The sequence below is a fragment of the uncultured Alistipes sp. genome, from assembly GCF_949296715.1.
Classification (GTDB): domain Bacteria; phylum Bacteroidota; class Bacteroidia; order Bacteroidales; family Rikenellaceae; genus Alistipes.
Genome location: NZ_CASFQD010000049.1, coordinates 13,594 through 37,985, shown reverse-complemented (window position 1 = coordinate 37,985; position 24,392 = coordinate 13,594). Strand labels below are relative to the sequence as shown.

At 62.2% G+C, this 24,392-nt stretch carries 23 protein-coding genes and 1 tRNA gene; 17 read left to right on the top strand and 7 right to left on the bottom strand.

Annotation, left to right across the window (positions count from 1 at the left end):
* Positions 1-37: 37 nt before the first annotated feature.
* Entirely contained in the window at positions 38-1,042 is a 1,005-nt protein-coding gene (gene ruvB, locus Q1Y33_RS07670) for a Holliday junction branch migration DNA helicase RuvB (protein WP_300799157.1), read from the bottom strand.
* A 530-nt stretch (positions 1,043-1,572) separates the two neighbouring features.
* On the opposite strand from ruvB, the gene Q1Y33_RS07665 reads away from it, so the two are divergent.
* Positions 1,573-1,815: a DapH/DapD/GlmU-related protein gene (locus Q1Y33_RS07665; RefSeq protein ID WP_300799156.1), complete on the top strand. Its 243-nt coding sequence runs from the start codon at positions 1,573-1,575 to the stop codon at positions 1,813-1,815.
* 212 nt (positions 1,816-2,027) lie between these two features.
* On the opposite strand, the gene Q1Y33_RS07660 is transcribed toward Q1Y33_RS07665, so the two are convergent.
* Entirely contained in the window at positions 2,028-3,350 is a 1,323-nt protein-coding gene (locus Q1Y33_RS07660) for an Ig-like domain-containing protein (protein WP_300799155.1), read from the bottom strand.
* A 598-nt stretch (positions 3,351-3,948) separates the two neighbouring features.
* Here Q1Y33_RS07660 and Q1Y33_RS07655 point away from each other — a divergent pair.
* Positions 3,949-4,926, top strand: coding sequence for an alpha/beta hydrolase (locus Q1Y33_RS07655; RefSeq protein ID WP_300799154.1), 978 nt, complete (start codon positions 3,949-3,951; stop codon positions 4,924-4,926).
* A 97-nt stretch (positions 4,927-5,023) separates the two neighbouring features.
* Here Q1Y33_RS07655 and Q1Y33_RS07650 read toward each other — a convergent pair whose 3' ends face one another.
* Together Q1Y33_RS07650 and Q1Y33_RS07645 are read right to left on the bottom strand one after the other, a co-directional pair.
* Complete coding sequence (locus Q1Y33_RS07650; RefSeq protein ID WP_300799153.1) at positions 5,024-7,447, bottom strand: glycoside hydrolase family 3 N-terminal domain-containing protein; 2,424 nt, start codon at positions 7,445-7,447, stop codon at positions 5,024-5,026.
* A gap of 181 nt (positions 7,448-7,628) precedes the next feature.
* Positions 7,629-8,336 (bottom strand): NigD-like C-terminal domain-containing protein, encoded by a 708-nt coding sequence (locus Q1Y33_RS07645; protein ID WP_300799152.1) that lies wholly within the window; start codon positions 8,334-8,336, stop codon positions 7,629-7,631.
* Between the two features lie 136 nt (positions 8,337-8,472).
* Between Q1Y33_RS07645 and Q1Y33_RS07640 the strand changes: the two genes are divergently transcribed.
* Together Q1Y33_RS07640 and Q1Y33_RS07635 are read left to right on the top strand one after the other, a co-directional pair.
* Complete coding sequence (locus tag Q1Y33_RS07640; protein ID WP_300799151.1) at positions 8,473-9,027, top strand: sigma-70 family RNA polymerase sigma factor; 555 nt, start codon at positions 8,473-8,475, stop codon at positions 9,025-9,027.
* Positions 9,024-10,406 carry a hypothetical protein gene (locus Q1Y33_RS07635; RefSeq protein WP_300799150.1) on the top strand — a complete coding sequence of 461 codons (1,383 nt, stop codon included), beginning with the start codon at positions 9,024-9,026 and terminating at the stop codon, positions 10,404-10,406. The genes Q1Y33_RS07640 and Q1Y33_RS07635 overlap by 4 nt, the downstream gene beginning before the upstream one ends.
* A gap of 243 nt (positions 10,407-10,649) precedes the next feature.
* On the opposite strand, the gene Q1Y33_RS07630 is transcribed toward Q1Y33_RS07635, so the two are convergent.
* Positions 10,650-10,721, bottom strand: a tRNA-Arg gene (locus tag Q1Y33_RS07630).
* A 43-nt stretch (positions 10,722-10,764) separates the two neighbouring features.
* Between Q1Y33_RS07630 and Q1Y33_RS07625 the strand changes: the two genes are divergently transcribed.
* Genes Q1Y33_RS07625 through Q1Y33_RS07600 form a run of 6 tightly spaced genes read left to right on the top strand, consistent with a single transcriptional unit; the run spans position 10,765 to position 15,486 of the window.
* Positions 10,765-11,394 (top strand): S24 family peptidase, encoded by a 630-nt coding sequence (locus Q1Y33_RS07625; RefSeq protein ID WP_363322805.1) that lies wholly within the window; start codon positions 10,765-10,767, stop codon positions 11,392-11,394.
* Positions 11,395-11,399: 5 nt separating this feature from the next.
* Positions 11,400-11,996: a riboflavin synthase gene (locus tag Q1Y33_RS07620; RefSeq protein ID WP_300799148.1), complete on the top strand. Its 597-nt coding sequence runs from the start codon at positions 11,400-11,402 to the stop codon at positions 11,994-11,996.
* 7 nt (positions 11,997-12,003) lie between these two features.
* Positions 12,004-13,068, top strand: coding sequence for an ATP-binding protein (locus Q1Y33_RS07615; RefSeq protein ID WP_300799147.1), 1,065 nt, complete (start codon positions 12,004-12,006; stop codon positions 13,066-13,068).
* 20 nt (positions 13,069-13,088) lie between these two features.
* On the top strand, positions 13,089-13,967 hold the full coding sequence (gene lgt, locus Q1Y33_RS07610) for a prolipoprotein diacylglyceryl transferase (protein WP_300799146.1): 879 nt from the start codon (positions 13,089-13,091) through the stop codon (positions 13,965-13,967).
* Positions 13,968-13,969: 2 nt separating this feature from the next.
* The gene (locus tag Q1Y33_RS07605) at positions 13,970-14,995 is read left to right on the top strand and encodes a hypothetical protein (RefSeq protein WP_300799145.1); all 1,026 of its coding nucleotides are present in this window, start codon (positions 13,970-13,972) and stop codon (positions 14,993-14,995) included.
* Positions 14,995-15,486, top strand: a complete 492-nt coding sequence (locus Q1Y33_RS07600; RefSeq protein ID WP_300799166.1) for a GtrA family protein — start codon at positions 14,995-14,997, stop codon at positions 15,484-15,486. The genes Q1Y33_RS07605 and Q1Y33_RS07600 overlap by 1 nt, the downstream gene beginning before the upstream one ends.
* 138 nt (positions 15,487-15,624) lie before the next feature.
* Here the strand turns inward: Q1Y33_RS07600 and Q1Y33_RS07595 are convergent, their stop codons facing one another.
* Together Q1Y33_RS07595 and uvrB are read right to left on the bottom strand one after the other, a co-directional pair.
* Positions 15,625-15,963, bottom strand: coding sequence for a TIGR04076 family protein (locus Q1Y33_RS07595; protein WP_300799144.1), 339 nt, complete (start codon positions 15,961-15,963; stop codon positions 15,625-15,627).
* A 70-nt stretch (positions 15,964-16,033) separates the two neighbouring features.
* On the bottom strand, positions 16,034-18,130 hold the full coding sequence (gene uvrB, locus Q1Y33_RS07590; RefSeq protein ID WP_300799143.1) for an excinuclease ABC subunit UvrB: 2,097 nt from the start codon (positions 18,128-18,130) through the stop codon (positions 16,034-16,036).
* 467 nt (positions 18,131-18,597) lie between these two features.
* Between uvrB and Q1Y33_RS07585 the strand changes: the two genes are divergently transcribed.
* The 7 genes from Q1Y33_RS07585 (at position 18,598) to Q1Y33_RS07555 (ending at position 24,227) form a co-directional block, all read left to right on the top strand.
* A complete protein-coding gene (locus Q1Y33_RS07585) occupies positions 18,598-18,837 on the top strand; it encodes a hypothetical protein (RefSeq protein WP_300799142.1) in 240 nt (79 codons plus the stop codon).
* Positions 18,834-19,343 (top strand): hypothetical protein, encoded by a 510-nt coding sequence (locus Q1Y33_RS07580; protein WP_300799141.1) that lies wholly within the window; start codon positions 18,834-18,836, stop codon positions 19,341-19,343. Before Q1Y33_RS07585 ends, Q1Y33_RS07580 begins: the two co-directional genes overlap by 4 nt.
* A gap of 89 nt (positions 19,344-19,432) precedes the next feature.
* Complete coding sequence (dnaG, locus tag Q1Y33_RS07575; RefSeq protein WP_300799140.1) at positions 19,433-21,406, top strand: DNA primase; 1,974 nt, start codon at positions 19,433-19,435, stop codon at positions 21,404-21,406.
* A 193-nt stretch (positions 21,407-21,599) separates the two neighbouring features.
* On the top strand, positions 21,600-22,064 hold the full coding sequence (gene smpB / locus Q1Y33_RS07570; protein WP_300799139.1) for an SsrA-binding protein SmpB: 465 nt from the start codon (positions 21,600-21,602) through the stop codon (positions 22,062-22,064).
* Between the two features lie 25 nt (positions 22,065-22,089).
* Entirely contained in the window at positions 22,090-22,869 is a 780-nt protein-coding gene (locus tag Q1Y33_RS07565; RefSeq protein WP_300799138.1) for a Cof-type HAD-IIB family hydrolase, read from the top strand.
* Positions 22,870-22,944: 75 nt separating this feature from the next.
* Positions 22,945-23,652, top strand: a complete 708-nt coding sequence (tsaB, locus tag Q1Y33_RS07560; protein WP_300799137.1) for a tRNA (adenosine(37)-N6)-threonylcarbamoyltransferase complex dimerization subunit type 1 TsaB — start codon at positions 22,945-22,947, stop codon at positions 23,650-23,652.
* Between the two features lie 50 nt (positions 23,653-23,702).
* Positions 23,703-24,227 (top strand): hypothetical protein, encoded by a 525-nt coding sequence (locus tag Q1Y33_RS07555; RefSeq protein WP_300799165.1) that lies wholly within the window; start codon positions 23,703-23,705, stop codon positions 24,225-24,227.
* Positions 24,228-24,392: the final 165 nt, after the last annotated feature.

Genomic DNA, 24,392 nt, shown 5'->3' with positions numbered 1-24,392 from the left:
CCGGGCGCAATCGTGTCGTCTGTCCCTGTCCGGAGGATCAGAAGAGCGAGGCCTCGTCGTGCGGCGGAGTGTAGCCCAGATGGCGGTAGGCCAGTTCGGTGGCTTCGCGGCCGCGGGGCGTGCGCTTGAGGAATCCCTCCTTGATGAGGAAGGGCTCGTAGACCTCCTCGATTGTCCCGGCATCCTCGCCGACGGCCGTGGCCACGGTGTTCAGCCCCACGGGGCCGCCCTTGAACTTCTCGATGATTGTCGTGAGAATCTTGTTGTCCATGCGGTCCAGACCGCGCGAGTCGATGTTCAGCGCCGTGAGGGCCGTGCGGGTGATCGGCAGGTCGATGTGCCCGCCGCCCTTGACCATGGCGAAGTCCCTCACGCGCCGCAGCAGGGCGTTGGCGATGCGCGGCGTGCCGCGCGAACGGAGCGCCACCTCGCGGGCCGCTTCGTCGTCGATCGGCACGTCCAGAATGCGCGCCGAGCGCTTGACGATCTGCGCCAGCACCCCGGCGTCGTAGTACTCCAGGTGGCACTGGATGCCGAACCGCGCACGCAGGGGCGAGGTGAGCAGGCCGCTGCGCGTCGTGGCGCCGATGAGCGTGAAGGGCGCCAGCTCGATCTGGATCGAGCGGGCCGAGGGACCCTTGTCGAGGACAATGTCGATCTTGTAGTCCTCCATTGCAGAGTAGAGATACTCCTCGACGATGGGACTCAAACGGTGTATCTCGTCGATGAAGAGCACGTCGCCCGGGTTGAGGTTCGTGAGCAGGCCGGCCAGGTCGCCGGGCTTGTCCAGCACGGGGCCCGACGTCACGCGCAGCTGCGCGCCCATCTCGTTGGCGATGATGTTCGCCAGCGTCGTCTTGCCCAGTCCCGGGGGGCCGTGCAGCAGCACGTGGTCCAGCGAGTCGCCGCGCATGAGCGCCGCCTTGATGAAGATGCGGAGGTTCTCGACGATCTTGTCCTGTCCGGAGAAGGTTTCCAGCTCCTGCGGGCGGATCTTGTTCTCGAAATCGAGGTCGCTTTCTGTGTTGCGGATGATAGACATGTTGCAAAGATAACGCTTTTTCGGGGGATTCGCCCTCCGCCGGGGCAAAATCTCGTGCGAAAGGCCGTTTGTGTGGCGTGCTCCGGGCGGATTCCCGGCCGGCGGGCCGAAAAACCGTAAAACGGGTTGTTTTTCCCGGAATCCGTCTACCTGCCGGACCGCCTCCCGTCCCTAATTTTGCATTGTGAAACAAACCGTGGAATCATGAAGGACATTCTGGAACGCATGCGCGCCGGGGAGCTGATCCTCGAAACGGACCCCGATTATCCGGCGCTGTACCGGCTCTTCGAGGAGACGATGCGCCTGGTGGGCGAACTCAATACGGGCTATCATACGGCCGACGGGGTGCGGGCCCTGCTCGAACGCATCTGGGGGCAGCCGCTCGATGCGTCGGTGCGGATGTTCCCGCCCTTCCATACGGCCTTCGGCCGGTTTACCCGCGTAGGCCGGGGGTCTTCATCAATTTCGGATGCACGTTCCTCGACCGCGGCGGCATCACCATCGAGGACGATGTCTTCATCGGCCCGGGCGTGCAGCTGCTTACGGAGAACCATCCCGAGAATCCCGGGCGGCGCCACAACGTCTATACGCGTCCCGTGCGCCTGCGGCGCAACGCCTGGATCGGCGCCGGGGCGTTGATCCTGCCGGGCGTGACCGTCGGTGAGCACGCCATTGTCGGGGCCGGGTCGGTCGTGACGCGCGACGTGCCCGACGGGATGATTGTCGCGGGCAATCCGGCCCGGGTGATCCGTCCCATCGACCCGATGCGCTGACCCGGCGCGTTTCCGTGTTCCGCCGAATTGCCGGACCCGTCGGCCCATCCGAATTGCCGGACCCGCGGTCCTGCCGTTTCGGCTCCCGGTTCCGGTGCTGCCCGCCACCTTTCGGGCCGGCCGCATAAAAAAGACGGGGCGGCCGTAGCCGCCCCGTCGGAGACATAAAACGTTCTTTCTCGTGTTGTCAATATTTCGATGAGGAATCCGGCTTATCGTCTTGCCGTCATCATCTTCTTCATCGACTTGCTCTTGACTTGCTTGATGACCTTGCTGTCCGTGCCGAACGGTACGCTCATCTGGCTTGCATCGCCGACGTTGCACGGACCGTTGTAGGTTACGGTGTGCGTGCGGCCTACCACGTCTACGATGACGCACTCGAATTTCGTGTTGCTACCCTCGTGGGTCACGACTACCTCGCCGGCTGCAAACGGATACTCCATCATCTCCACGTAGTCCTGGTAAGAGGAGTAATCCGAGGTGAAGGTTCCGGCTTCGGTAAGTCCGGACTCTCCGAGCGTATAGGTCCCTTCGGGAATAACGATGTTGCTCAGATCGGTGGGTGCTACGTCCGAGAAGATGTCCAGAATGTAGTAGTGGCCGCCTTCGTAAGCATATCCCTCGGCGTCGAATCCCAGGTCGGAGAGAATGACGTAGTAGTTCTGCTCACCTCCCACACTGAACTGATCGCCGTAGTAGTCTGCATAGCAGTCGTCGGCAACGAAGGTGATATCCTCATAGTCTCCGCCGCTCGAAGTTGCATCCGATACCACGCACGGACCGTTGTAGGTCAGGTGGTGGGAGTTGCCCAACTCATCGACAAAGTTGGCGTCGACAACCAGATTGCTGCCCGAGTAGGAGATCGTGACGGTACCCTCCGTGAAGTAGGCGTTATAGCCCGAAGCGGTATAGTCATAGTACTGCGAATAGTCGCTCGTGAAGGTGCCGGCAGCCGTTTCGGCATAAGCGCCGAGCGTGTAGGTGCCTTCCGGGATCGTGATGTTGTTCAGGTCGCTGGGAGCCACGTCGGAGAAGAGGTCGACGATGTAGTAGTGGCCGTTCTCTATGGCGTAACCCTGACTGTCGAATCCCAGATCGGAGAATACCATGTAGTAATTCTCTTCGCTGCCGTTGCTGAACTCCTGTCCGTAATAGGTTGCGCTGACGATCGATGCATTCAGCGTGACGTCGTAGTCTGCAGCAACGGTTACCAGACACGATGCGGTGTAGCCGCCGTCCGTCGTGGTGGCCGTCAGGATGACTTCACCGGCCGACAGCGCCGTTACGATGTTGTTCTCGACGAGAACCACGCCCTCCTTATCCATCGACCAGGTATAGCTCTTGTCGCTTGCATCGGCCGGCAGCACCTCGACCGTCAGAGGCTGTGCCTCGCCCACGGCGAGGGTAAGGGGGCTTGGCGATACGTTTATGCCCGTTACGGCAACATCTCCCGAGTTGTCGGAATCGGAGTCCTTGTCACATCCGGTTACCATCATGGCCAGACCCAGGAAGAAAGCAATGTAGAGTCTTTTCATACGCAAAAAAATTAAAGTTAGGAAATGAATGAATAAATCTGTTTGTATTTATTCGGTTCCGGATAGATCCTCCGGATACTGTTCCGAAGAGAAATATCGAGGTTTTTTGCAAGAACCGTATGTACAAATGTAAACATATTATTTCATAATGCAGCCAGTTTTGTAAATTTTTTTGTAATAATTTGAAATATTTTTTTGAGACGGAGATGCCCGGAGACCTCACCGGGCGGGATATGACTGTTTTTGCAAATATATAATGCGTTGTAATACAGCAAATATATGTCTGCATGTCCGGAAATCGGGGCTTCGGTTGCCCGGTTCCGATACGGAGGTGGGCGGTCCGCGGAACGGGCGTGCAGGGTGTTGATGAGTGGAGAAAAAACGACATTTTGGTAATTTCGGTTACAATCTGTAATGAAATTTTTTATTTCAACTCACGATTGTATCCGAATATCCGGTTTGAATATTGAATCGTAATGTTTTTGTAACTATGAAAAGTGTAAAGTTGAATTTCAGTCTGATTTTCGTGCTGGGAGCGCTGCTGTCCGGCCTCTCCGGTGCGACCTGCGTGAACGCACAAACCAAACCGCAAAACGACATGAATATGGAAAAACTGGAACTGACGACCCGCTGGGACAAGGTCTTCCCGCAGAGTGACCGGGTCGAACACCGCAAGGTGACCTTCCGCAACCGCTACGGCATCACGCTGGCGTCCGATCTCTACAAACCCGCAGGCGCTGCGGAACCGCTGGCGGCCATTGCCGTGGGCGGGCCTTTCGGTGCCGTGAAGGAGCAGGTGTCGGGGCTTTATGCCCAGACGCTGGCCGAGCGGGGCTTTCTGACGATTGCGTTCGATCCCTCCTATACGGGCGAGAGCGGCGGCGAGCCCCGTTATGTCGCCTCGCCCGACATCAATACGGAGGATTTCTGCGCGGCGGTGGATTTTCTCGTGACATGCGGTGAGACCGATCCCGAGCGCATCGGCATTCTGGGCATCTGCGGCTGGGGCGGCATGGCACTCAACGCGGCGGCCGTCGATACGCGCATCAAGGCGACGGTGACCTCGACGATGTACGACATGAGCCGCGTGACCGCCAACGGCTATTTCGACGCGCTGGATGCCGACGGCCGCCAGGCGTTGCGCCGCGAACTCAATGCGCAGCGCACGCGCGATGCGCAGAGCGGTACTTTTGCACGCGCCGGCGGCGTGGTCGACCCGCTGCCCGACGATGCGCCGCAGTTCGTCCGCGACTACTACGACTATTACAAGACGCTGCGCGGCTACCACGAGCGGTCGCTCAATTCGAACGAAGGGTGGAACTGTACTTCGGCGCTGTCGTTCTTCAACATGCCGCTGTTGGCCTACAGCGACGAAATCCGCAGCGCCGTGCTGGTGATCCACGGCGAGAAGGCCCATTCGCGCTACTTCAGCGAGGATGCCTTCAAGCGGCTGCGGGGCGATAACAAGGAGCTGCTCATCATTCCCGGCGCCAGTCACGTGGACCTCTACGACAACCGGGCCGGCGTGATTCCCTACGACCGGATCGTCGCTTTCTTCCGCGAATACCTCAAGTAGGACGCCTCGCCGCGGGTGCGAAGACCCCGGGCTGCACTTTTGTGCGGCCCGGGGTCTTTTTATGTCCCGTGTGTCCCGTGCTCCGGCGGGGGGCGTGCTACAGCACGCGGAGCTCTCCGGTCAGGCGGATATCCTCGCTCGAGGCCCCGATGCGGATTTCGAACTCGCCCGGCTCGACCGTCCGGTGCATGTTGCGGTCGAGAATCTCCAGGTCCGCGGGTCCCAGCCGGAAGGTGACGCTGCGCATCTCGCCCGGGGTGAGCGTCAGCCGCTCGAAGCCCCGTAGCACGCTGTCGTAGGTCACGACGCTCGACACGCGGTCGCGGATGTAGAGCTGCACGACCTCGTCACCCGTGCGCGGCCCCGTGTTGGTGATGTCGCACGTGACGGTGAAGCTCTCCTGTGCATGGCCCTGTGCGGGGGTGATCCGCAGGTTCGAATAGGCGAAGGTCGTATAGCTCAACCCGTGGCCGAAGGGGTAGAGCGCCCCCAGCACGCGCGTCTCGCCCTGTCCGTTGGGCCCGCTCTTGGGCTGGCCGCCCTGCGATCCCTTCTTGAAGGGGAAGTTCAGTTCGATCTGCCCGACGCTCTTGGGAAAGGTCACCGGCAGCTTGCCCCCGGGGTTGCAGTCGCCGAAGAGCGCCTCGGCAATGGCGTTGCCGCCGTCGGGCGACGGGAACCAGCTCTCGAGGATCGCCGCGACGTTGCGGTCGGCCCAGTTGACCGTCAGCGGCTGCCCGTTGACGAGCACCAGCACGACGGGTGTTCCCGTGGCGTGGAGCGCTTCGAGCAGCTGTTGCTGCCGTCCGGGCAGGGCGAGCGACGTGCGCGAGCGGCTCTCGCCCGTGCGCAGCTCGTCCTCGCCGAGCACCGCGATGACGACATCGGCACGGCGTGCCCGGGCGGCCGCCTCGGCGATCATCCGCCGCTCCTGCTTCGTCAGCGGCGGCGAGGTCAGCTCCGAGTCGGGCCATCCGGCATCGACCACCTCGCAGCCCTTGCTGTATTCGACCCGGATGTCCGTTCCGGCCAGGCGGCGGACACCCTCGAGTACGGTCGTGGCGGGCAGGCAGTTCGGGCCGTAACGGCTCGTCATGAAATTCGCCTCGTCGGCCAGCGGCCCCGCGACGAGGATGCGCCGGACCTTTTTCCGGTTGAGCGGCAGGGTGTTCCCCTCGTTGCGCAGCAGCACGAGCGACTGCCGCGCCATGTCGCGGATGAAGTCGCGGTGCTTGTCGGCCCCGGCCGTGCGCACGGCCTCCTGCGGATCGTCGACATAGGGGTTGTCGAAGAGCCCGAGGCGGAATTTCACGCGCAGGACCTCGCGGACCCGTTGGTCGAGGAGCTCCTCGGAGAGTTTGCCCTCGCGCACGAGCCGCCGCACCGGGAGGATGAAGTCGGCCGGGGGCGTGAAGTGCGTGCGGACGTTGAGGCCCGCTTCGAGGACCTGCCGCACGGCGTCGTCGTAATCCGGAGCCACCTGGTGCTTCGTGCAGACGAACTCCACGGCCTGGCTGTCGCTGACGACGTAGCCGTCGAATCCGTACTCTTCGCGCAGCAGTTCGGTGAGGAAGTAGCGGCTGGCCGTCACGGGTTCGCCGTTCCAGTCGTTGTAGCTGCTCATGACGCCCATCGGCCGGGCCTCGCGGATGACCCGCCGGAAGGGGTAGAGCAGCAGCTCGTGCAGCTCGCGGGGGGTGACGTGCGGATCGGTGCGCACGTGCCCGTCGCGCCCGCCCTTCGGGATGCTGTATGCGGCGAAGTGCTTGAGCGTCGAGGCGATGCCCTGCGACTGGATGCCCTCGACCATCCGGATGCCCAGCTCGGCAACCAGGTAGGGGTCTTCGCCGTAACACTCCAGCGTGCGGCCCCAGCGGGGATCGCGCACGATATCCAGGATCGGGGCGTAGACGTTGCGGTAGCCCAGCACGCGGGCCTCGTGTCCGACGATCTCGCCCGCCTGCCGCACCAGGTCGCGGTTCCAGGTCGAGCCGATGGCGATCGGTGCGGGCAGCGGCGTGGCGCGGCTGTGGTTCAGCCCGTGGATGCCCTCGTTGGTGAACTCCGCGGGGATGCCCAGCCGCGTCTGTTCGACGAACCACCGCTGCACGGTGTTCAGCGCCTCGACGTGGCGGGCATAGTCGAGGATCAGTTCCGGTGCGCGCTGCAGCCCGCGCCCCACGCCGTTGAGCATCTCGTCGATGTTGGCGATGCCGTCGCGCCAGACCTCCTCCCGCCAGCGCTCCGTGGGCAGCGAATCCTGCAGCACGCGCCCGAAGCCGTAGAGCGTCGCGAGCTGGCAGCTCTTCTCTTCGAGGGTCATCTGCGAGAGCAGGTCTTCGACCCGTTCGTCGAGGTCGCATGCCGGGTCTTCGTAGGGGTCCATGCGGCCGTTCTTGTTGAAGTCGATCCATCCGTCGCGGTAGATCGTGCCGTTGTCGGGGCCGGCCGCGCGGGCCGGGGCGCCCGCGAGGGTGCAGGCGAGCAGCAGCGTCATGGCTGCGGTGAGGGTTTCTTTCATCGGGCAGGGTCGGTTTGGTCTCCCAAAATTAGGCTTTCGGCGCCAAATTTACAAGCGCCCGGCATGCGGCGTGGAGTTTTCGCGTGAAAATCCGCCGTTCCCGTCCGTCTGCCGCGCCGCAGGTGCAAAAAAACGGCCCGCACGGAGGTGCGGGCCGCTCGCCTGCCTGCCGGCGGACGGATTACCGCCCCGTGTCGGTTGCTGTCTGCCGGTCGATGCGCAGGTACTTGGTGCCGTTCTGCTGGGTCTTGATCTTCAGCGTCACGCCCTGCTTGCCTTCGAGCCGTGCGGCGATCGGCGTGAGGTCGAACGAGACGTAGTACCACTGCGTGTAGCCCGTCAGGTCGCCCCCGGCGCTGTGGCGCAGTTCGACGTCGAGGTAGCCCTCGTTGCTCTCCTCCGGTTCGTCGACGTTGTTGACGATGAGCGTGAAGTCGTGCTTCGTGTTGTCGATGACGGGGTATCCGACGTAGAGCGTGAGCCACTCGTCGCTCATGTTGCAGTAGGCGGGTGTGATGCTCGTGGGGCTGTCGCCGAGCTCTTCGAGGCGGGCCGGATCGTCGACGACCTCCGAGGTGCCGGTGTAGATCTCCTGGATGGCGTAGAGGGCGATGTTGTAGTCGTAGCCCTGGATGCCCTGCAGCAGGTTGAACCAGATGACGGCGCGCTGGCGGTCCGTGGCCCGGTAGGTCGGGACGCGGCTCTTGTCGCTCGGATAGAGCGTCTGGCCGTTGTCGCGCTGGAAGTAGTAGTCGCTGCCGCTCTCGTCGATCGTGCGCACGGTGGTGATCAGCGGGGTGTAGCGCGGGTAGTCTCCGTCGTCGTCGTTGCACGAGCAGAGGAGGGCCGCAGCCAGCACCGGAACAAATAACAAACCGAGTTTTTTCATATTTCCGTGTTTTGTGTTACCTTTCACCCCCTTAAACGAGTTGCCGGCGGAAATACTGCGCGGCGAGCAAAAAAAATTCGGGACCGTGCAGTATTCCGGTTGCGGCCCCGTTTATAGGATGACTTCGAAGATGCAGATGGATGAACGGATACTGGCCGACGGGTGCAGAACGGGAGACGATACGGCCCGGCGTGAGCTGTACGACCGCTTTGCGGGGCGCCTGCTCGGTATCTGTCTCCGCTATGCGGGCGACCGCTCTACGGCCGAGGACCTCCTGCACGATGCGTTCCTCAAGATTTACGGGGCGTTCGACCGCTTCGTCTACCGGGGGCCGGGGTCGCTGCGCGCCTGGATGGAGCGCATCACGGTGAACGTGGCGCTCGAATGGCTCCGCAGCCGCAACCGCCTTGCGTGCATGACGCTCGACGAGGGGCGCGTGCAGGAACAGGCCGGGGAGCCCGCCGCGGAGGAGGTGTCCTGCATACCGCGCGACGTGCTGATGCGTTTCGTCGCCGAGCTGCCCGACGGTTACCGCACGGTATTCAACCTCTACTGCATCGAGGAGTACTCCCATCGGGAGATTGCCGAGATGCTGGGGATCAACGAGAAAAGCTCATCGTCGCAACTTTTCAGGGCGCGGGCGATGCTTTCCCGCCGGATTCGGGAGTATATGAAGAGTGAAGGATTATGACACGGGAAAAGGATTGGATCGACGTGATGCGGAGCGAACTCCGCGATGCCGAAGTGACGCCTCCGCCGCACGGCTGGGAGCGGTTGCAGCGGGAGCTGGCCGCTTCGCGGGCCGGGAGCGCCCGCGGGGAGGCTTCTGTCCGGAAGATCACGGACCGTCCCGTGAAACGTGCATATTGGCCGCGGGTTGTCGCCGTTGCCGCTGTCGTTCTGGTCTGTGTCGTGGCAGGAGAACTGCTGTGGCACAAGGCCGATGAAATGGGAGATGATGGGCTTGTTCTGATGACGGCAGTCGGCGGCGACTCTTCCGCGGAGATGCGTCCGGAGGATTCTCCCGCCGTTGCGGCCCGAATCTCCGGAGAGGAGAACCTTTCCCGGACCGGCCGCATGGCGGAGCACAACGCACGGCCTCTACCCGAACGATTGCGGAATGATGGAGTGTCGCTGTCCGACCGGGCCGAAACGCCGCAGCCTGCGGCAGACCCGATCCCCCGAAAAACCGTATGCCCGTCGGACGGCGCCTCTTCCGCTTCGTCGGATTCGCAACGGCAGGCTCCGTCGCCGGCATCCTCCATGCCCGGAGCACAGACTCCGGCGTCGCAGGCTGCGTCGGAGCAGGAGCCGCGCCGGGCGGATGACGCTGCCGACAGCCGCACCCGTGCGGCGGTCGGTCGGGCGCGGCGCGGGCAGACGCTTGCCGCCGATGCCGATACCGAAACATCAGTTGTCCCGGTTGCCTTCGGGGAGGCACGGCGGAAAACATCGGTCGGGCTCTTCGCGGCGGGCCGGTTCGCGGCAGGCAATACGGGCCGGGCCGTTTCGGACCCGCTCGTGGCGAGCGATGCCGGGAATTCCCTGCCGGGCAGCAATGCCTATGAGATCAACCCGTTGAAGGAGCTTGACTATTACGACGAATGCTCCTTCCGCCACCACCAGCCCATCGGTTTCGGCCTTACCGTGCGCCGGGAGTTCCGTCACGGGCTCTCGGTCGAGAGCGGACTGGTCTACACCCTGCTGCGTTCGGACGTGCATACGCCGTTCGCGTCGGATGATATTTCGCAGCAGCTGCACATGCTCGGCGTGCCGCTGCGCATGAACTGGCAGTTTCTCCGCCGGGGCCACTTCTCATTATATATAGGTGCGGGCGGCATGGTTGAAAAATGCCTCTACGCAAAGTTCGGTTCGAAAGTTGTAACGGAAAACGGCGTGCAGTGGTCGGCGTTCGGTGTCGCGGGCGCGGAATACCGTTTCGGCCGCACGGTCGGCCTCTATTTCGAACCCGAACTGTCGTACTATTTCACGCGGACGGAACTGGAGACCGAGCGTACCGAAAATCCGCTGACCCTGACCTTCCGGCTGGGCATGCGTTTCTCCTTCTGACGGCCCGCCGGGTTCTCCGTGCGTCCCTTCCCGATTGCTTTCCCGAACTTGCATGCGGTGTGTGCCGATTCCCGGCATCTGCCGAAAAAAAACTCACAGGCAATCAAAAATGCTGTTTTTCATTGCCTAATAGAATTTTGTTATTAATTTTGTCGATTGGTGCGGTGTGGGAAGGAGAGGCCGGAGCGGGAGTTTCTGCACTAAAAAAACACAAGTGCGAAGGATTCTTCGCACTTGTGAGAGTAGTCCCGACGGGAATCGAACCCATATCGTAAGAACCGGAATCTTGTATTCTATCCATTGAACTACGGGACCGGACGTGCAAAGATGCAAAAAATTTTTCTAAATACAACAAAAAATGCGGGAAAAGCAGAATAATTGGCAAAGAATCGAGGCGGTGATCAAGTGGGCGAATATGTCGACCAACTATTTTGCTCGGCATATCGGTCTTGCGCGGGGGGAGAATCTCTACCAGATCAAGCGCGGCAACAACGGCATTTCGCTCGATGTTGCGGACCGTATCGTCGCCAAATTCCCGCAGGTGGACAAACTCTGGCTGCTGACGGGCGAGGGGCAGATGTTCTCGGGCACGAAGGTGCGCGGCGTGCAGATACCCTATTACAACATCGACGTCGAACAGGGCATCCAGCAGCTCGAGCAGCTCGAGGCCGAGAGCAATCTGGTCGTGCCCCCCGTGGGCGAATGCGACTTCGCCATGCGCTATTCGGGCCGGGCGATGGGCGAGACGGTGCCTCCGGGCACGGTCGTGCTGCTCAAGGCCGTGGACCGGGATGCAATAATTCCCGGGGCGGAATATGTGATTGTCTGCCGAAAAATTGTAACTTTGCGCAAAGTACGCACCGGCGACGCGGAGGGCAAACTCCGCCTGGTGGCCGGAGATCGGGACAATTTCGATGATATCGTGGTGGATGTCAGCGACATCGTCTCGGTGTACAAGGTAAAGGGTAAATTGATCGTTAATACGTAAGGAGTATGTTTTCAGGTATCGTGGAACGCATGGGCGAAGTGGTTTCGATCCATACGGACCGTCAGAACAAGGATTTTACACTGCGTGCGGACTTCTGCAGCGAGCTGAAGATCGACCAGAGCATCGCGCACAACGGCGTCTGCCTGACCGTCGTGGACATCAGGGAGGACACCTACACGGTCACGGCCATGAAGGAGACGCTCGACCGCAGCAACCTCGGGCTGCTGCAGGTGGGCGACCTGGTCAACCTGGAGCGCTCGATGAAGCCCGATGCGCTGCTCGACGGCCACATCGTGCAGGGACATGTCGACCAGACGGCCCGCTGCACCGAAAAGGAGGATGCCGACGGCAGCTGGTACTTCAAGTTCGAGTACGAGCCGCAGGGCGACGGCCTCTGCACCGTGGAGAAGGGTTCGGTGACGGTCAACGGCGTGAGCCTCACGGTCTGCGACTCGACGCCGACGTCGTTCCGCGTGGCCATCATCCCCTATACGTTCGAACATACCAACTTCAGCCGGATCGACGTGGGCTCGGTCGTGAATCTCGAGTTCGACATCGTCGGAAAGTACATCGCCCGTCTGATGCAGCAATACATGAAATAAGGAGCCTATGATACGGATCAAAACCAAGGAAGGCGCGTCGCTGTGGATCGCCCTGCTCGCGACGCTGATCGTGGCCGGGGTCTTCCTCGGACTGCACCTGCGCGGGGCGGAGCTGCGCTGGCTCGCCGTGGCGGGCGTGCTGCTGGGCACATTCTGCATTGTGGCGCTCGTGGCGCTCTTCATCATCCGCAAGTACGTGGCCTACAAGCTCAAGCCGATCTATTCGATCGTCCTCTCGCGCGACGTGCACACGACGGAGATTCTCTCCGAATTGAAGGACAAGCGTGTGGAGAATATCGGCGAGGAGCTCACCGCCTGGGCCGACACCAACGACAAGGAGATCGCGCGGCTGAAGGAGGCCGAGCGCTTCCGCAAGCAGTATCTGGGCAACGTGGCGCACGAGCTCAAGACGCCGATCTTCAACATCCAGGGCTACATCTCGACGCTGCTCGACGGCGGGCTGGAGGACGAGCTCATCAACCGCAAGTACCTCGAGCGGGCCGAGAAGAGCATCGACCGCCTGATCAACATCGTCAACGACCTCGATACGATCTCGAAGCTGGAGAGCAGCATGAACAAGCTCGACATGGAGAAGTTCGACATCGTGGCACTGGCCAAGGAGATTGCCGAGCAGGCCGAGATCGAGGCCGACAAGAAGCACATCCGCATCACGGTCAAGGGGGCGGAGAACCTGCCGTCGCCCTTCTGGGTGCTGGCCGACAAGCACTACATCGGCCAGGTCTTCGTCAACCTCATCATCAACTCGATCCGCTACGGCAAGGAGGGCGGGCAGACGCGCGTCCACTTCCGCGACATGCTCGACCGGATTCTCGTCGAGGTCGAGGACAACGGCCTGGGCATCGGCAAGGAGGACCTGCCGCGTGTCTTCGAGCGCTTCTACCGCACGGACAAGGGCCGCTCGCGCGAGCAGGGCGGCACGGGCCTCGGCCTGGCCATCGTCAAGCACATCATCGAGGCCCACGGCGAACGGATTACCGTCCGCAGCGAACCGGGCGTGGGCAGCACCTTCTCGTTCACGCTCAAGAAGGTGAACCTCCAGGACATGAAATAACCCGAAATCCCGTTGAATAAATGCTGCAACCTCTGAGTATCGTCTGGGATTTCGATCCCGTCTTCTTCTCCATCGGTTCGTTCGACATCCGCTACTACGGCGTGATGTGGGCGCTGGCCATCCTGATCGGCGCCAAACTCTTCGACAACTTCGTCAGGCGCGAGGGACTGCCGTCGTCGGTTTCGGAGTCGATTTTCATCTACGGCACGCTGGCCACGATTATCGGCGCCCGCCTCGGACACTGTCTCTTCTACGACCCGATGGAGTACCTGCGGCAGCCGTGGACCATCATCACGGGATTCCGCGACGGCGGACTGGCAAGCCACGGCGCCGCCGTCGGCCTGCTCATCGGGCTGTGGCTCTTCTCGCGGCGCAACCGCCTGCCCTATATCTGGTCGCTCGACCGCATCATGATTGCCGTGGGTATCGGCGGCGCCGTCGTGCGGCTGGGCAACCTCTTCAACTCGGAGATTTTCGGCACGGCAACGACCCTGCCGTGGGGCTTCGAATTTGTGCGCTCGGGCCTTTGGATTCGCCGCTTCGCTCCGGACCCCGTACATCCCACGCAGATATACGAGGCGTTGTGCTACCTGCTGACCTTCGCGGTCCTCTGCTGGCTCTACTACGGGCGTGACATGGCGCGGCGTCGTCCCGGCGTGCTCTTCGGCATCGGGCTCATCGGCGTCTTCCTGACGCGTTTTCTCATCGAGTTCATCAAGGTCGAGCAGGAGGCCTTCGAGCAGGGCTGGGCGCTCGACATGGGGCAGTGGCTCAGCATTCCCTTCATCGTGCTGGGCTTCTACATGATTTACCGGGGATTCTCCCGTTCGGAAGTTGAGCCCGCATCGGTGAAACCGGCGGCGCAGCCGACGGCCGTGCATCCCAAAAAGAAGAAATAACAATGACACAATATCCGATGGTCGATCAGGTGAACCGCCTGGCGGGCAACTTGCTGGCGGCGGGCGGGGAACTGTACCTGCCCGGCGTGGGGTCGTTGTGCGTCCGTTTCCACGGGGCGAAGCGGCTCTCGGCACGGCTTGTCGAGCCGCCCTCGCGCGAGGTGGTCTTCACGTCGCAGCAGCGCGGCGTGTCGCTCGTGGACGAGATCGCCCGGGTGCTCCGGGCTTCGGCCCCGGCCGAAGGACCGCAGGCGGGCGGGGAACAGGTCGCGGCCCAGGCGCAGGATATCTACGACCGCTGGCTGATGCGCACGCGGCAGGACGACGTGCTGACGATCGAAGGGGTGGGTGTGCTGAAATTCAAGCACTTTACCCCCGATGAGGCGTTCGACCGCCGGATCAATCCCCAGGGACACACCCCCGTGCGCATCCATCGTCCGCGCCGTTTCGACGGGGTGATGTGGATGGGCATTGCCGCCATCGTCTTCGTGGTGGCCTTCACGGCCTACTGGTGGCTGGACAACCGGCACGACGCCGCGGCGGAGCCCGTGACGCTGGTTGCGGCAGCGCCCGTTGCGACGGAGGGGCTCTCCACCGCCGACGCGCCGGCCGACGCCGATGTTGCTGCAAACGACGCCGGCGAGGCGGTTGCCGGTGCTGCTGCCGATGGCTCTGCTGCCGATGCCGCGGGCGGTTCGGCCCATGCGACGCCGTCCGCTTCGACCGGCCGGGAGGCTGCCGCCGCTTCCGACCGTCCTGCGCCGTCGGCGAATGTGGCCGCTGAACCGGCACGTCTGGTCTCCGGCCGCCGCTACGTGGTGCTGGGTGTCTACAGCACGCCCGAGAATGCCGCCCGGGCCGCCCGGCTTGCACTCGAGACGGACGGTTCGTTCCGTTGCGGTGTCTACCGCTTCGGCGCGAAGTTCATGGTCTCGCCCTTCGAGTCGGAGGATGCCGAGGCCTGCACGCTCTTTATCCGTGCCCATGCGGAGACCTTCCCCGGCATGTGGACCTATACCGCCCGATGATGTCGCTCGCCGAAGGGATCATCCGCCTGATAGACCGGTTCTACCTGCCGCCCGTCGCCGCGCTGATGTCCCGTCAGACCTTCCGCTACGCCGTCTGCGGCTGCCTGACCTACCTGGCGTTCGACCCCGTGTGCTACTTCCTGATCTACAACTACGTCGTCGCGTACCGCTTCTTCGACCTGGGCGTGGTGGTGCTCTCGCCCCACATCGCGGCGATGCTGCTCGTCTTCCCCTTCACCTTTTTCTGCGGATTCTGGCTCAACCGCAACGTTGCCTTCCGCAACTCCCCCGTGCGGACGCATGCGCAGCTGCTGCGCTACCTGCTCTCGATCGTCGGCTCCATCGTGCTGACCTACGTGGGCATGAAATTCTTTGTCGAGCTGTGCGGTCTCTGGCCCACGCCCGCCAAGGTGGTCACCACGCTGGCGACGACCGTCTACAGCTACCTCGCCGCCAAGTATTTCACCTTCCGCCACGCCGACAGGGCGTAGCAACTCCCGCCGGCCTGTGGGTCTCCCTTCATCCGGCCTGTGGGTCTCCCTTCATCCGATCGGCGGACCCCGTCCGAAAACGGTTCCGGGCGCACCATCGAAGGAGCGCCCGGAGAGTCTGTGCGGTGTGCGGTGCCGTCAGGGAATCGGCTCGTAGTCGATCTCCGACTCTTCGTCCGTCCGTTCGATCTTCATGATGACGGGGCGCAGCCCGTCGTTGCAGGAGCAGATGGCCACCCCCTCCTTCGTGATCCAGTCTCCGTAGTAGAATGTCCCGGCTCCGTGCGAGAGGGCGAACACATATTGGTAGATGGCTTTCCAGGCTTCGTCGCAGAAGCCTTCGGGTTTGGCGTAGTCGGCATAGAATACCTGACCTTCGCGCATCATCGGGCAGCGGGTGAATCCCGGTCCGGCATATTCCCGGGCGAGCTCCTCCTGGAGCGTCCGTTTCAGAATGGTGATCTTGCAGCGTTTCATGGTATGGAATCCGTGTAAGTCGTTTGCGTTTTTTTGGGGGGGGGCGAAGCGGGAGGCGGGCAGCCGCGTATTACCGGCGGTTCTCCTCCTTGAGTTTCTGCAATTCGTACATCCGGTCGCGGAACTTCGCCGCGGCGAGGAAGTTCAGCGACTTGGCTGCCCGTTCCATATCCTCGCGGGCCCGTGCAATCAGGGCATCGAGGTTCTCGCCCGGCCCGGTGCCGGCCGCGGCGGACGAAGCCGCCGTGCGGGTGCCGGAGCCGCCGGATGCGCGGTATCCCTTTGCCACGTCGGCCGCCACGGCGTAGTGCTCCTCGACGATGGGGTAGGCCGTGATGTCGGCCGGGGCTTCGGTGCGGCCCGCCAGCAGGGTGCTCTGCCCCGTGCCGCTCTTCTGGGCGCGGCGCGGCAGCATGCCGTGCTCCATGTTGTAGCGCACCTGGATTTCGCGGCGGCGGTTGCTCTGCTCGATGGCGTAGCGCATCGACTCGGTGCAGGTGTCGGCGTAGAGAATCACGTTGCCCTGCGAGTGGCGTGCGGCACGTCCGGCGATCTGCGTGAGCGAGCGCACGTTGCGCAGGAAGCCCTCCTTGTCGGCGTCGAGAATCGCCACGAGGGCCACCTCCGGGAGGTCGAGCCCCTCGCGCAGCAGATTCACGCCCACGAGCACGTCGAAGAGCCCGGCGCGCAGGTCCTCGAGAATTTGGATGCGCTCGAGCGTGTCGACATCCGAGTGGATGTAGCGGTTGCGCACCCCCACGCGGTCGAAATATTTCGACAGTTCCTCGGCCATGCGCTTGGTGATGGTCGTGACGAGCACCTTGTCGTCGTGCTTCACGCGCTTGTCAATCTCCTCGATCAGGTTGTCAATCTGGTTGACCGTCACGCGCACCTCCAGCGGCGGGTCCACAAGCCCCGTGGGGCGGATCAGCTGCTCGACGACCACGCCCTCGCTCTTCATCAGCTCCCAGTCGGCGGGCGTGGCGCTCACGTAGACCGACGTGCCCTGCAGCTGTTCGAACTCGGCGAAGGTCAGCGGGCGGTTGTCCTTTGCGGCCGGGAGGCGGAAGCCGTACTCGACGAGGTTCTCCTTGCGGGCCCGGTCGCCGCCGTACATGGCGTGCACCTGCGGCAGGGTCACGTGGCTCTCGTCGACGACGAGCAGGTAGTCCTTCGGGAAGTAGTCGATCAGGCAGAAGGGGCGCGTCCCGGCGGCCCGTCCGTCGAAGTAGCGCGAGTAGTTTTCGATGCCGGGGCAGTAGCCCAGCTCCTTGATCATCTCCAGGTCGTACTCCACGCGCTGCTTGATGCGCTGCGCCTCGGTCATGCGCCCCTCGCGCTCGAACAGCTCGATCTGCTTGCCCAGGTCGAGGTAGATTTGCTGCACGGCGGCGTGGATGCGCTCCTTGGTCGTGACGAAGAGGTTGGTGGGGTAGATTGTCAGCGTGTCGAGCGACGAGATGCGCTGCCCGGTCACGGGGTCGATGATCTGAATCGCCTCGATTTCGTTGTCGAAGAACATCACGCGGAAGCACTGGCTGCCGAACTCGCCGAAGGCCGCCATGATGTCGACCGTGTCGCCGTTGACGCGGAAGGTCGCCGGCTCGAGGTCGCGCTCGGTGCGCGTGTAGAGCGCCTCGACGAGCTTGTAGAGGAAGTGCTTGTAGCTGACCACCTGCCCGACCTTCACGGTGATGGCCGTGGCGTGGAAGTCGGCCGGGTTGCCGCAGCCGTAGAGGCACGAGACGCTCGAGACGACAATCACGTCGCGCCGCCCCGAGAGGAGCGTGGCGACGGTTTGCAGACGCATCTTCTCGATGTCGGCATTGATCGAGAGGTCCTTCTCGATGTAGGTGTCCGTCGACGGGAGGTAGGCTTCCGGCTGGTAGTAGTCGTAGTAGGAGACGAAGTACTCGACGGCGTTCTCGGGAAAGAAGTTCTTGAATTCGCCGTAGAGCTGCGCCGCGAGGGTCTTGTTGTGGCTCAGCACCAGCGTCGGACGCTTCAGCTCGGCGATGACGTTGGCCACCGTGAAGGTCTTGCCCGAGCCCGTGACGCCCAGCAGCGTGTTGTGCTTCGAACCGTGGCGGATCGCGCCGACGAGCTGTGCGATGGCCTCCGGCTGGTCGCCCATCGGGGCGTAGTCCGATACGAGATTGAAATCCATGCGGCAAAGGTAGTGATAAAATGAAAGAGTTTTCCATTTCATGCCGCTTTTCTGCGCTCCGCCGCAGTTGCCCGCCGCAGTTGCCCGCTGCCTTCGGTGCCGTCCGCAGGCCGGACCTGCCCCCGGACCCTCGCCCGGCGGGGGCTTTATGGTTCGGATGTTGGGGTTTAATGTTCAATGCTGTCTTGTATATTGAAAACTATTTCGTAACTTTGTCTCACTATCCATGGGGGTAGTGACATATTGAGTTTAGTGAAAGTGTTTCGCTGATCCTTGGCAATAAAATTTGGCGATTTTACGAATACAGGGAAAGCAATACAGACACTCATCACCGTGTATAGAGGCCTGTCGTTTGATAGGCGCTATTCGGTGTGGGGTATTGTTTATTTGTATTCGGGCCACGCCAAATGCCTATTGCCAGATAAACGAACGACTCCACACTTTCTTTTATAAAATACTGCGAGGAGTTGGCAGTACGCATTCAAAAAGATTTTATCATGTTGACATTGCATGAGGCTATTGCTGTTGTTTTACAGGAAGGGGCAAAAACACCCCAGGAACTTGCCGAAGAAATCAACCGAAGGAATTTGTATCGAAGAAAAGATGGGCGGCCTCTTCCGGCAAAACAAGTGTCGGCTCGGATTAGAGCTTATGGCTATCTGTTTGAGAGAATCGGAAAAATGATCACCTTGAAGCAGGCATTATGAATTGGCGAAGAATTGTTATGGCAACTGTCGGCTTGTTGGCGTGTGTTGCTTGTGACAGGTTTGAACCCCGAGAGCATGTTGCTGAAATAGAAGACATCATTCGATATAAAAGAGCTATCGGTTCTTTGTGTGATCATTATTATATAGATAGGCGAATACTTGGAAACCTGCTTCTTCGTATCGATCAGCAGACTCATTGCGAAACATATTGGAAGCGAATGGAGTACATCCGGATGTACAAGATCGAGGAGTACTTTCCGAAAAAATTGGAAAAACAATATCTTTCGATTTTGGATGGACTGATGGATCAATATAGAGATGTCGAGATACTGTTAGGGCCGATCGAGAGGAATTATCAAAATGGCTTAAGCTCATATTATATTGTTGAGGATTGTTTGAGCGGAATGAAATACTATATCGAATATCGGCATTCGATATGGTGGAAATCAGGAACATTGAACATTGTTTCCAAGAAGGACAAAATTAATGCGATCGTTTCTCCATGACGTGATGCCGGTCGCATTGTAAGGGGTGATGGAGATTTTTAGCGCCGAATCGCTCCGCTTTCGGCCGATTATTCCTACCTTTGTAGGCTATGATTGATCCCGAAACAGTAGACCGCATCTATGCCGCCGCCAATATCGTCGATATCGTCGGCGACTACGTCACGCTCCGTCGCAAGGGCGTGAACTACGTGGCCTGCTGTCCGTTCCACAACGAAAAGACCCCGTCGTTCGTCGTCTCGCCCGCCAAGGGGCTCTACAAGTGCTTCGGCTGCGGCAAGGGCGGCAACGCCGTTACCTTCCTCATGGAGCACGAGAGCCTGACCTATCCCGAGGCGCTGAAGATGGTGGCCAAGCGCTACGGCATCGAGGTCCACGAGAAGGAGCTTTCGGAGGAGGAGGTGCGGCGCAACGACGACCGCGAGTCGATGTTCGCCCTGAACGGCTGGGCCGCGGAGTACTTCGCCAACTACCTCCACCACGAGGCCGAGGGGATGAACGTCGGCATGTCCTACTTCCGCCGCACGCGCGGGCTGACCGATGCTACGATCCGCAAGTTCGGGCTGGGATTCTGCCCCGCGAAGGGCGACCGCATGTCGCAGGATGCCCTCGCGGCGGGCTACAAACGGGAGTTCCTGCTCTCGACGGGCCTGTCGCTGGTCAGCGAGCGCGACGGCGCGCTCTACGACCGCTTCCGCGACCGCGTGATCTTCCCCGTGCACAACATCTCGGGCCGCATCGTGGCCTTCGGCGGCCGCACGCTCCGCACGGACAAGGCCGTGGCGAAGTACCAGAATTCGCCCGAGAGCGAGATATACAGCAAGAAACGCGAACTCTACGGCCTCTACTTCGCCAAGAAGGCAATCCAGCAGTTGAACTTCGCGATCCTGGTGGAGGGCTACCTCGACGTGATTTCGATGCACCAGGCCGGAATCGAGAATGTCGTCTCCTCGTCCGGCACGTCGCTCACGACGGAGCAGATACGCCTGCTCGGGCGCTTCACGAAAAACATCACGGTGATCTACGACGGCGACCCGGCGGGCATTCACGCCTCGCTGCGCGGCATCGACATGATTCTCAAGGAGGGGATGAACGTGCGCGTCGTGCTGTTGCCCGAGCCCGAGGACCCCGACTCCTTCGCCCGGGCCCACACCTCCGACGAGGTGCAGGAGTACATCCGCGCCAACGAGCAGGACTTCCTGGCCTTCAAGGCGCGGCTGCTGCTCAAGGATGCCGAGGGCGACCCGATCCGCAAGGCGGCGCTCATCGGCGACATGGTGCAGTCGATCGCCCAGATTCCCGATGCGATCCAGCGCTCGGTTTTCATCAAGGAGTGCGCGCGGATCATGGACATCGACGAGCAGATTCTCATCTCGGAGGTGGCGCGCAAGCGGCTCACCTCGTCGGGCGACCGCGAGACGGACGAGTTCCTGCGCCGGCAGACCGTGCAGCGGCAGCGCGAGACGGCGCAGCACGAAGTGGAGTACGTGCGGCACGTGGAGGCCGGGAGCAGTTTCGAGGCGCTCGAGCGCGAGATCGTGAAGTACCTGCTCAAGTTCGGCCACTGCTCGTTCGACTTCAAGGAGGGGCGCGAGATGGTGCCGTGCAACGTCGCCGAGGTGATTTTCGGGGAGTTGAGCGACGACAACATCACCTTCCGCAACCCGGTCTATGCCAAGATTATGGCCACGTACCGCGCGCAGTGGGAGCAGACGGGGCCGGGCGTGGAGGTGCCCGTGCGGCTCTTCCTGAACCATGTCGACCCGGAGGTGTGCAACACGGCGGTCGACATCCTGACGGCCGACGACAACTACGTGGCCAGCGAGCTGTGGCGCCGCAAGGAGGTGCATGTCGAGAGCGAGGCGGAGATGCTGGCCGTGGGGGTGCCGAAGGCGGTGACGCTCTACAAGTCGAAGGTCATCGACTCGCTCATCAAGGAGCTCAACGCCCGGCTGGCGGACGATACGCTCTCCGATGCCGGGCTGGAGGAGGTGCTGCGCCGCCTGGACGGCTACAACCGCGTGAAGGTGCAGATAGCCCGCAAGCTCCAGCGGCTGATTCTCTGACGGCGGGATGAACGGCGGATGTGAAAAAGAGGGGCGGATGCCGGGTTGTACGCGCATCACTGCGCATACGGTGTGCAAACAGAAAATAAACAGAAAGATGTGTAAAACATATCAAAGATAAAAGAATTAGTTACCTTGGACCGATACCCGCCCCGGTGTTCGGATTCGCAAGATGTATGCCGATTTTGAATATATGGGAGAACAAAAGAAGATAAATATCCGCAACAAGCGCGCGACCTTCGACTACGAGATTCTCGAAGAGTGGGTTGCGGGCGTCGTGCTGGTCGGGACCGAGATCAAGTCGATCCGCGCCGGCAAGGCCTCGATGAGCGATTCGTTCTGTTATTTCGACAAGGGCGAACTGTGGATTCGGGGCGTCAACATCGCCGAATATGACTGGGGCACGTGCAACAACCATGCGCCGCGCCGCGACCGCAAGCTGCTGCTCACGGCGCGCGAGCTGGAGAAGCTGCAGCGGGCGTCGCAGGACCGCGGCCTGACGATCGTGGGGCTGCGGCTCTTCCTGAACGAGCGCGGCCTGGCGAAGATCGTGATCGGCCTGGCCCGCGGCCGCAAGAGCTACGACAAGCGCGAGTACCTCAAGGAGAACGACGCGCGCCGCGAGATGGACAAGGCGATGAAGAACTACCGGCGGTAGACCGCCGCAAGATACCCTGACGGAGATGAAAACGAAGATCGTGTTTCTGGATGTCGACGGAACGCTCGTGAGCTTCCGCACGCACCGTGTGCCCGATTCGGCCCTCGGGGCCCTGCGCCGCGCCCATGCGCGGGGCGTCAGGCTCTTCATCGCCACGGGCCGGGCGGTCGGGGACCTCGAACCCGTCGCCGCGATCCCCTACGACGGGGTCGTCGGGCTGAACGGCGCCGACTGCGTGCTGCGCGGCGGCGAGGTCATCGACCGGCATCCCATTCCGTGCGAGGCGTTCGAGCGGGCACTGTCCCTCTCCGACGAGCTGGGCTTCCCGGTCGGACTCGAACTCGACGGCGGGGTCTACGTCAACCGCATGTCGCCGGCCGTCACGGAGCTGGCCGCGCAGGTGGCGCACCCCGTGCCCGAGCTGACCGACCTGCGGGCGCTCTTCGCGCGGACGGTGTGCTGCCAGATGTGCTTCTACCTGGACGAGGCGCTCGAACGGCGTGTGATGGCGCAGCTGCCCGGGCTGGCGACCAACCGCTGGAGCCCGCTCTTTACCGACATCAACGTGCGCGGCGTCGACAAGGCGTCGGGCATCGCCGCCGTGGCCGGCTACTTCGGCCTGTCGCGCGGGGAGACCATGGCCTTCGGCGACGGCGGAAACGACGTCGCGATGCTGCGCGCCGCGGGGATCGGCGTGGCGATGGGCAACGGCAGCGCCGCGGCCCGCGAGGCGGCCGACTACGTCACGGCGGATATCGACGACGACGGCCTGCGGCGGGCGCTGGAACACTTCGGCGTGATATAGAAACCCGGGACTGCGCCGCCGAAGGTGTGCAGCGGGCCGCGGAGACGTTTTTTGCAGACAAAAATATTTCGAAATATGAGTTTGATATTGTGTATCGAGACCGGCACGGACATCTGTTCGGTCGGTATTGCCAAGGACGGCGAACTGCTCTCGCTGCGCGAGAGCGACGAGGGGCGCGACCATGCCCGCAAGGTGGGGCTGTTCGTCGACGAACTGTTCCGCGAGACGGGCATTGCTCCGGACGATCTGGATGCCGTGGCCGTGGGCAAGGGCCCCGGTTCCTATACGGGGCTGCGCATCGGTGTCTCCTTTGCCAAGGGGCTCTGCTACGGGTTGCAGAAGCCGCTGTTGGCCGTGGGGTCGCTCGACGCCCTGACCGAAGTGGCGCGCGAGGACTACGAGGCGGGCATCATCTCGGTCGAGCGTTGGGAGGATGCCGTGCTCTGCCCGATGGTCGACGCCCGCCGCATGGAGGTCTACGCGCAGCTCTTCGATGCGCAGGGAGAGGCGTTGGGCGGGGTTTCGGCCGAGGTGGTCGGACCCGAAAGTTTTGCGGAGTACCGCACCGGCGACCGGCCGTTCGTTATCTTCGGCAGCGGGGCCCGCAAGTGTGCCGACGTGCTGACGGGCGCGACGCTCGTCGAGGTGACCCCCTCGGCGCGCGGCCTGGTCCGCCTGGCGCAGGCGGCGCTCGATGCCGGGCGGACGGAGGACATCGCCTACTTCGAGCCCTTCTACCTGAAGGATTTTGTGGTGACGACCTCCAAAAAACGGCTCTTCTGACCCGCACATCCGGTTCCGACGCGACGATGACCCGCGATGAGCTGGTGCGGATGCTCTCCGAGCGCGTCGGCGAGGACTTCGCCGGGGAGATGGCCCGCCGGGTGGTGGCCGCCGATGCGGTCGCAACACTCTATGCCGTGGCGACCGATTCCGCCGCAGCCCTGCCGCGCCCGTTGCGCGAGAGGGTTGCCTTCCGCAGCGCCTATGTGCTCGAGCGGCTCTATTTCCGCTGGCCCGAGCGCTTCATGCCCCATGCGGAGCGGTTTTGTGAGCGGGACTTCGCTGCGGCTTCGGGAATGAGCGCCCGCCGTCATTTCGGCAAGATCATGGCCGACCTGCTGCTGCGGTTCCGGCCCTCGGCCGGGGCAGTGGAACGGATCGCCGAGGCGGCGGCCGAATGGCTGGCCGATCCGTCGTCGCCCGTGGCGGTGAAGGTCCGGGCCTTCGAGGTGCTGGAGCGCTGTCGGGACCGGGTCGCCTGGGTCGCCGAATCGTGGAGTGACCTGCTGGACCTCTTTGCCCGGAATGCGACACCCGGGATCACCTGCCGGCTGCGGCGCCTGCGAAGGGAATAGCTATGGGAACATACGGATAAAGCAAGCCCCCGGAATTATTCCGGGGGCGTTTGTTTTTGTCTGCGACCGGGTTTGCGACGGATGCGCGACCGGGTTTGCAACGGATTTGCGGCGGATATGCGATGGGGGTGCGGCGGAATTGCGACGGGACGGCGAACGGTTGGC

Excerpts from the sequence above, each read along its gene's own strand:
- Q1Y33_RS07660 (WP_300799155.1), bottom strand. The coding sequence starts at position 3,350 with ATGAAAAGACTCTACATTGCTTTCTTCCTGGGTCTGGCCATGATGGTA.
- Q1Y33_RS07640 (WP_300799151.1), top strand. The coding sequence starts at position 8,473 with ATGGATGAACGGATACTGGCCGACGGGTGCAGAACGGGAGACGATACG.
- Q1Y33_RS07555 (WP_300799165.1), top strand. The coding sequence starts at position 23,703 with ATGCTCTCCGAGCGCGTCGGCGAGGACTTCGCCGGGGAGATGGCCCGC.
- Q1Y33_RS07580 (WP_300799141.1), top strand. The coding sequence starts at position 18,834 with ATGAATTGGCGAAGAATTGTTATGGCAACTGTCGGCTTGTTGGCGTGT.
- tsaB (WP_300799137.1), top strand. The coding sequence starts at position 22,945 with ATGAGTTTGATATTGTGTATCGAGACCGGCACGGACATCTGTTCGGTC.
- lgt (WP_300799146.1), top strand. The coding sequence starts at position 13,089 with ATGCTGCAACCTCTGAGTATCGTCTGGGATTTCGATCCCGTCTTCTTC.
- ruvB (WP_300799157.1), bottom strand. The coding sequence starts at position 1,042 with ATGTCTATCATCCGCAACACAGAAAGCGACCTCGATTTCGAGAACAAG.
- Q1Y33_RS07565 (WP_300799138.1), top strand. The coding sequence starts at position 22,090 with ATGAAAACGAAGATCGTGTTTCTGGATGTCGACGGAACGCTCGTGAGC.
- Q1Y33_RS07655 (WP_300799154.1), top strand. The coding sequence starts at position 3,949 with ATGAATATGGAAAAACTGGAACTGACGACCCGCTGGGACAAGGTCTTC.
- Q1Y33_RS07605 (WP_300799145.1), top strand. The coding sequence starts at position 13,970 with ATGACACAATATCCGATGGTCGATCAGGTGAACCGCCTGGCGGGCAAC.
- smpB (WP_300799139.1), top strand. The coding sequence starts at position 21,600 with ATGGGAGAACAAAAGAAGATAAATATCCGCAACAAGCGCGCGACCTTC.
- Q1Y33_RS07635 (WP_300799150.1), top strand. The coding sequence starts at position 9,024 with ATGACACGGGAAAAGGATTGGATCGACGTGATGCGGAGCGAACTCCGC.
- uvrB (WP_300799143.1), bottom strand. The coding sequence starts at position 18,130 with ATGGATTTCAATCTCGTATCGGACTACGCCCCGATGGGCGACCAGCCG.
- Q1Y33_RS07620 (WP_300799148.1), top strand. The coding sequence starts at position 11,400 with ATGTTTTCAGGTATCGTGGAACGCATGGGCGAAGTGGTTTCGATCCAT.
- Q1Y33_RS07625 (WP_363322805.1), top strand. The coding sequence starts at position 10,765 with ATGCGGGAAAAGCAGAATAATTGGCAAAGAATCGAGGCGGTGATCAAG.
- Q1Y33_RS07650 (WP_300799153.1), bottom strand. The coding sequence starts at position 7,447 with ATGAAAGAAACCCTCACCGCAGCCATGACGCTGCTGCTCGCCTGCACC.
- Q1Y33_RS07615 (WP_300799147.1), top strand. The coding sequence starts at position 12,004 with ATGATACGGATCAAAACCAAGGAAGGCGCGTCGCTGTGGATCGCCCTG.
- Q1Y33_RS07595 (WP_300799144.1), bottom strand. The coding sequence starts at position 15,963 with ATGAAACGCTGCAAGATCACCATTCTGAAACGGACGCTCCAGGAGGAG.
- Q1Y33_RS07600 (WP_300799166.1), top strand. The coding sequence starts at position 14,995 with ATGTCGCTCGCCGAAGGGATCATCCGCCTGATAGACCGGTTCTACCTG.
- dnaG (WP_300799140.1), top strand. The coding sequence starts at position 19,433 with ATGATTGATCCCGAAACAGTAGACCGCATCTATGCCGCCGCCAATATC.
- Q1Y33_RS07645 (WP_300799152.1), bottom strand. The coding sequence starts at position 8,336 with ATGAAAAAACTCGGTTTGTTATTTGTTCCGGTGCTGGCTGCGGCCCTC.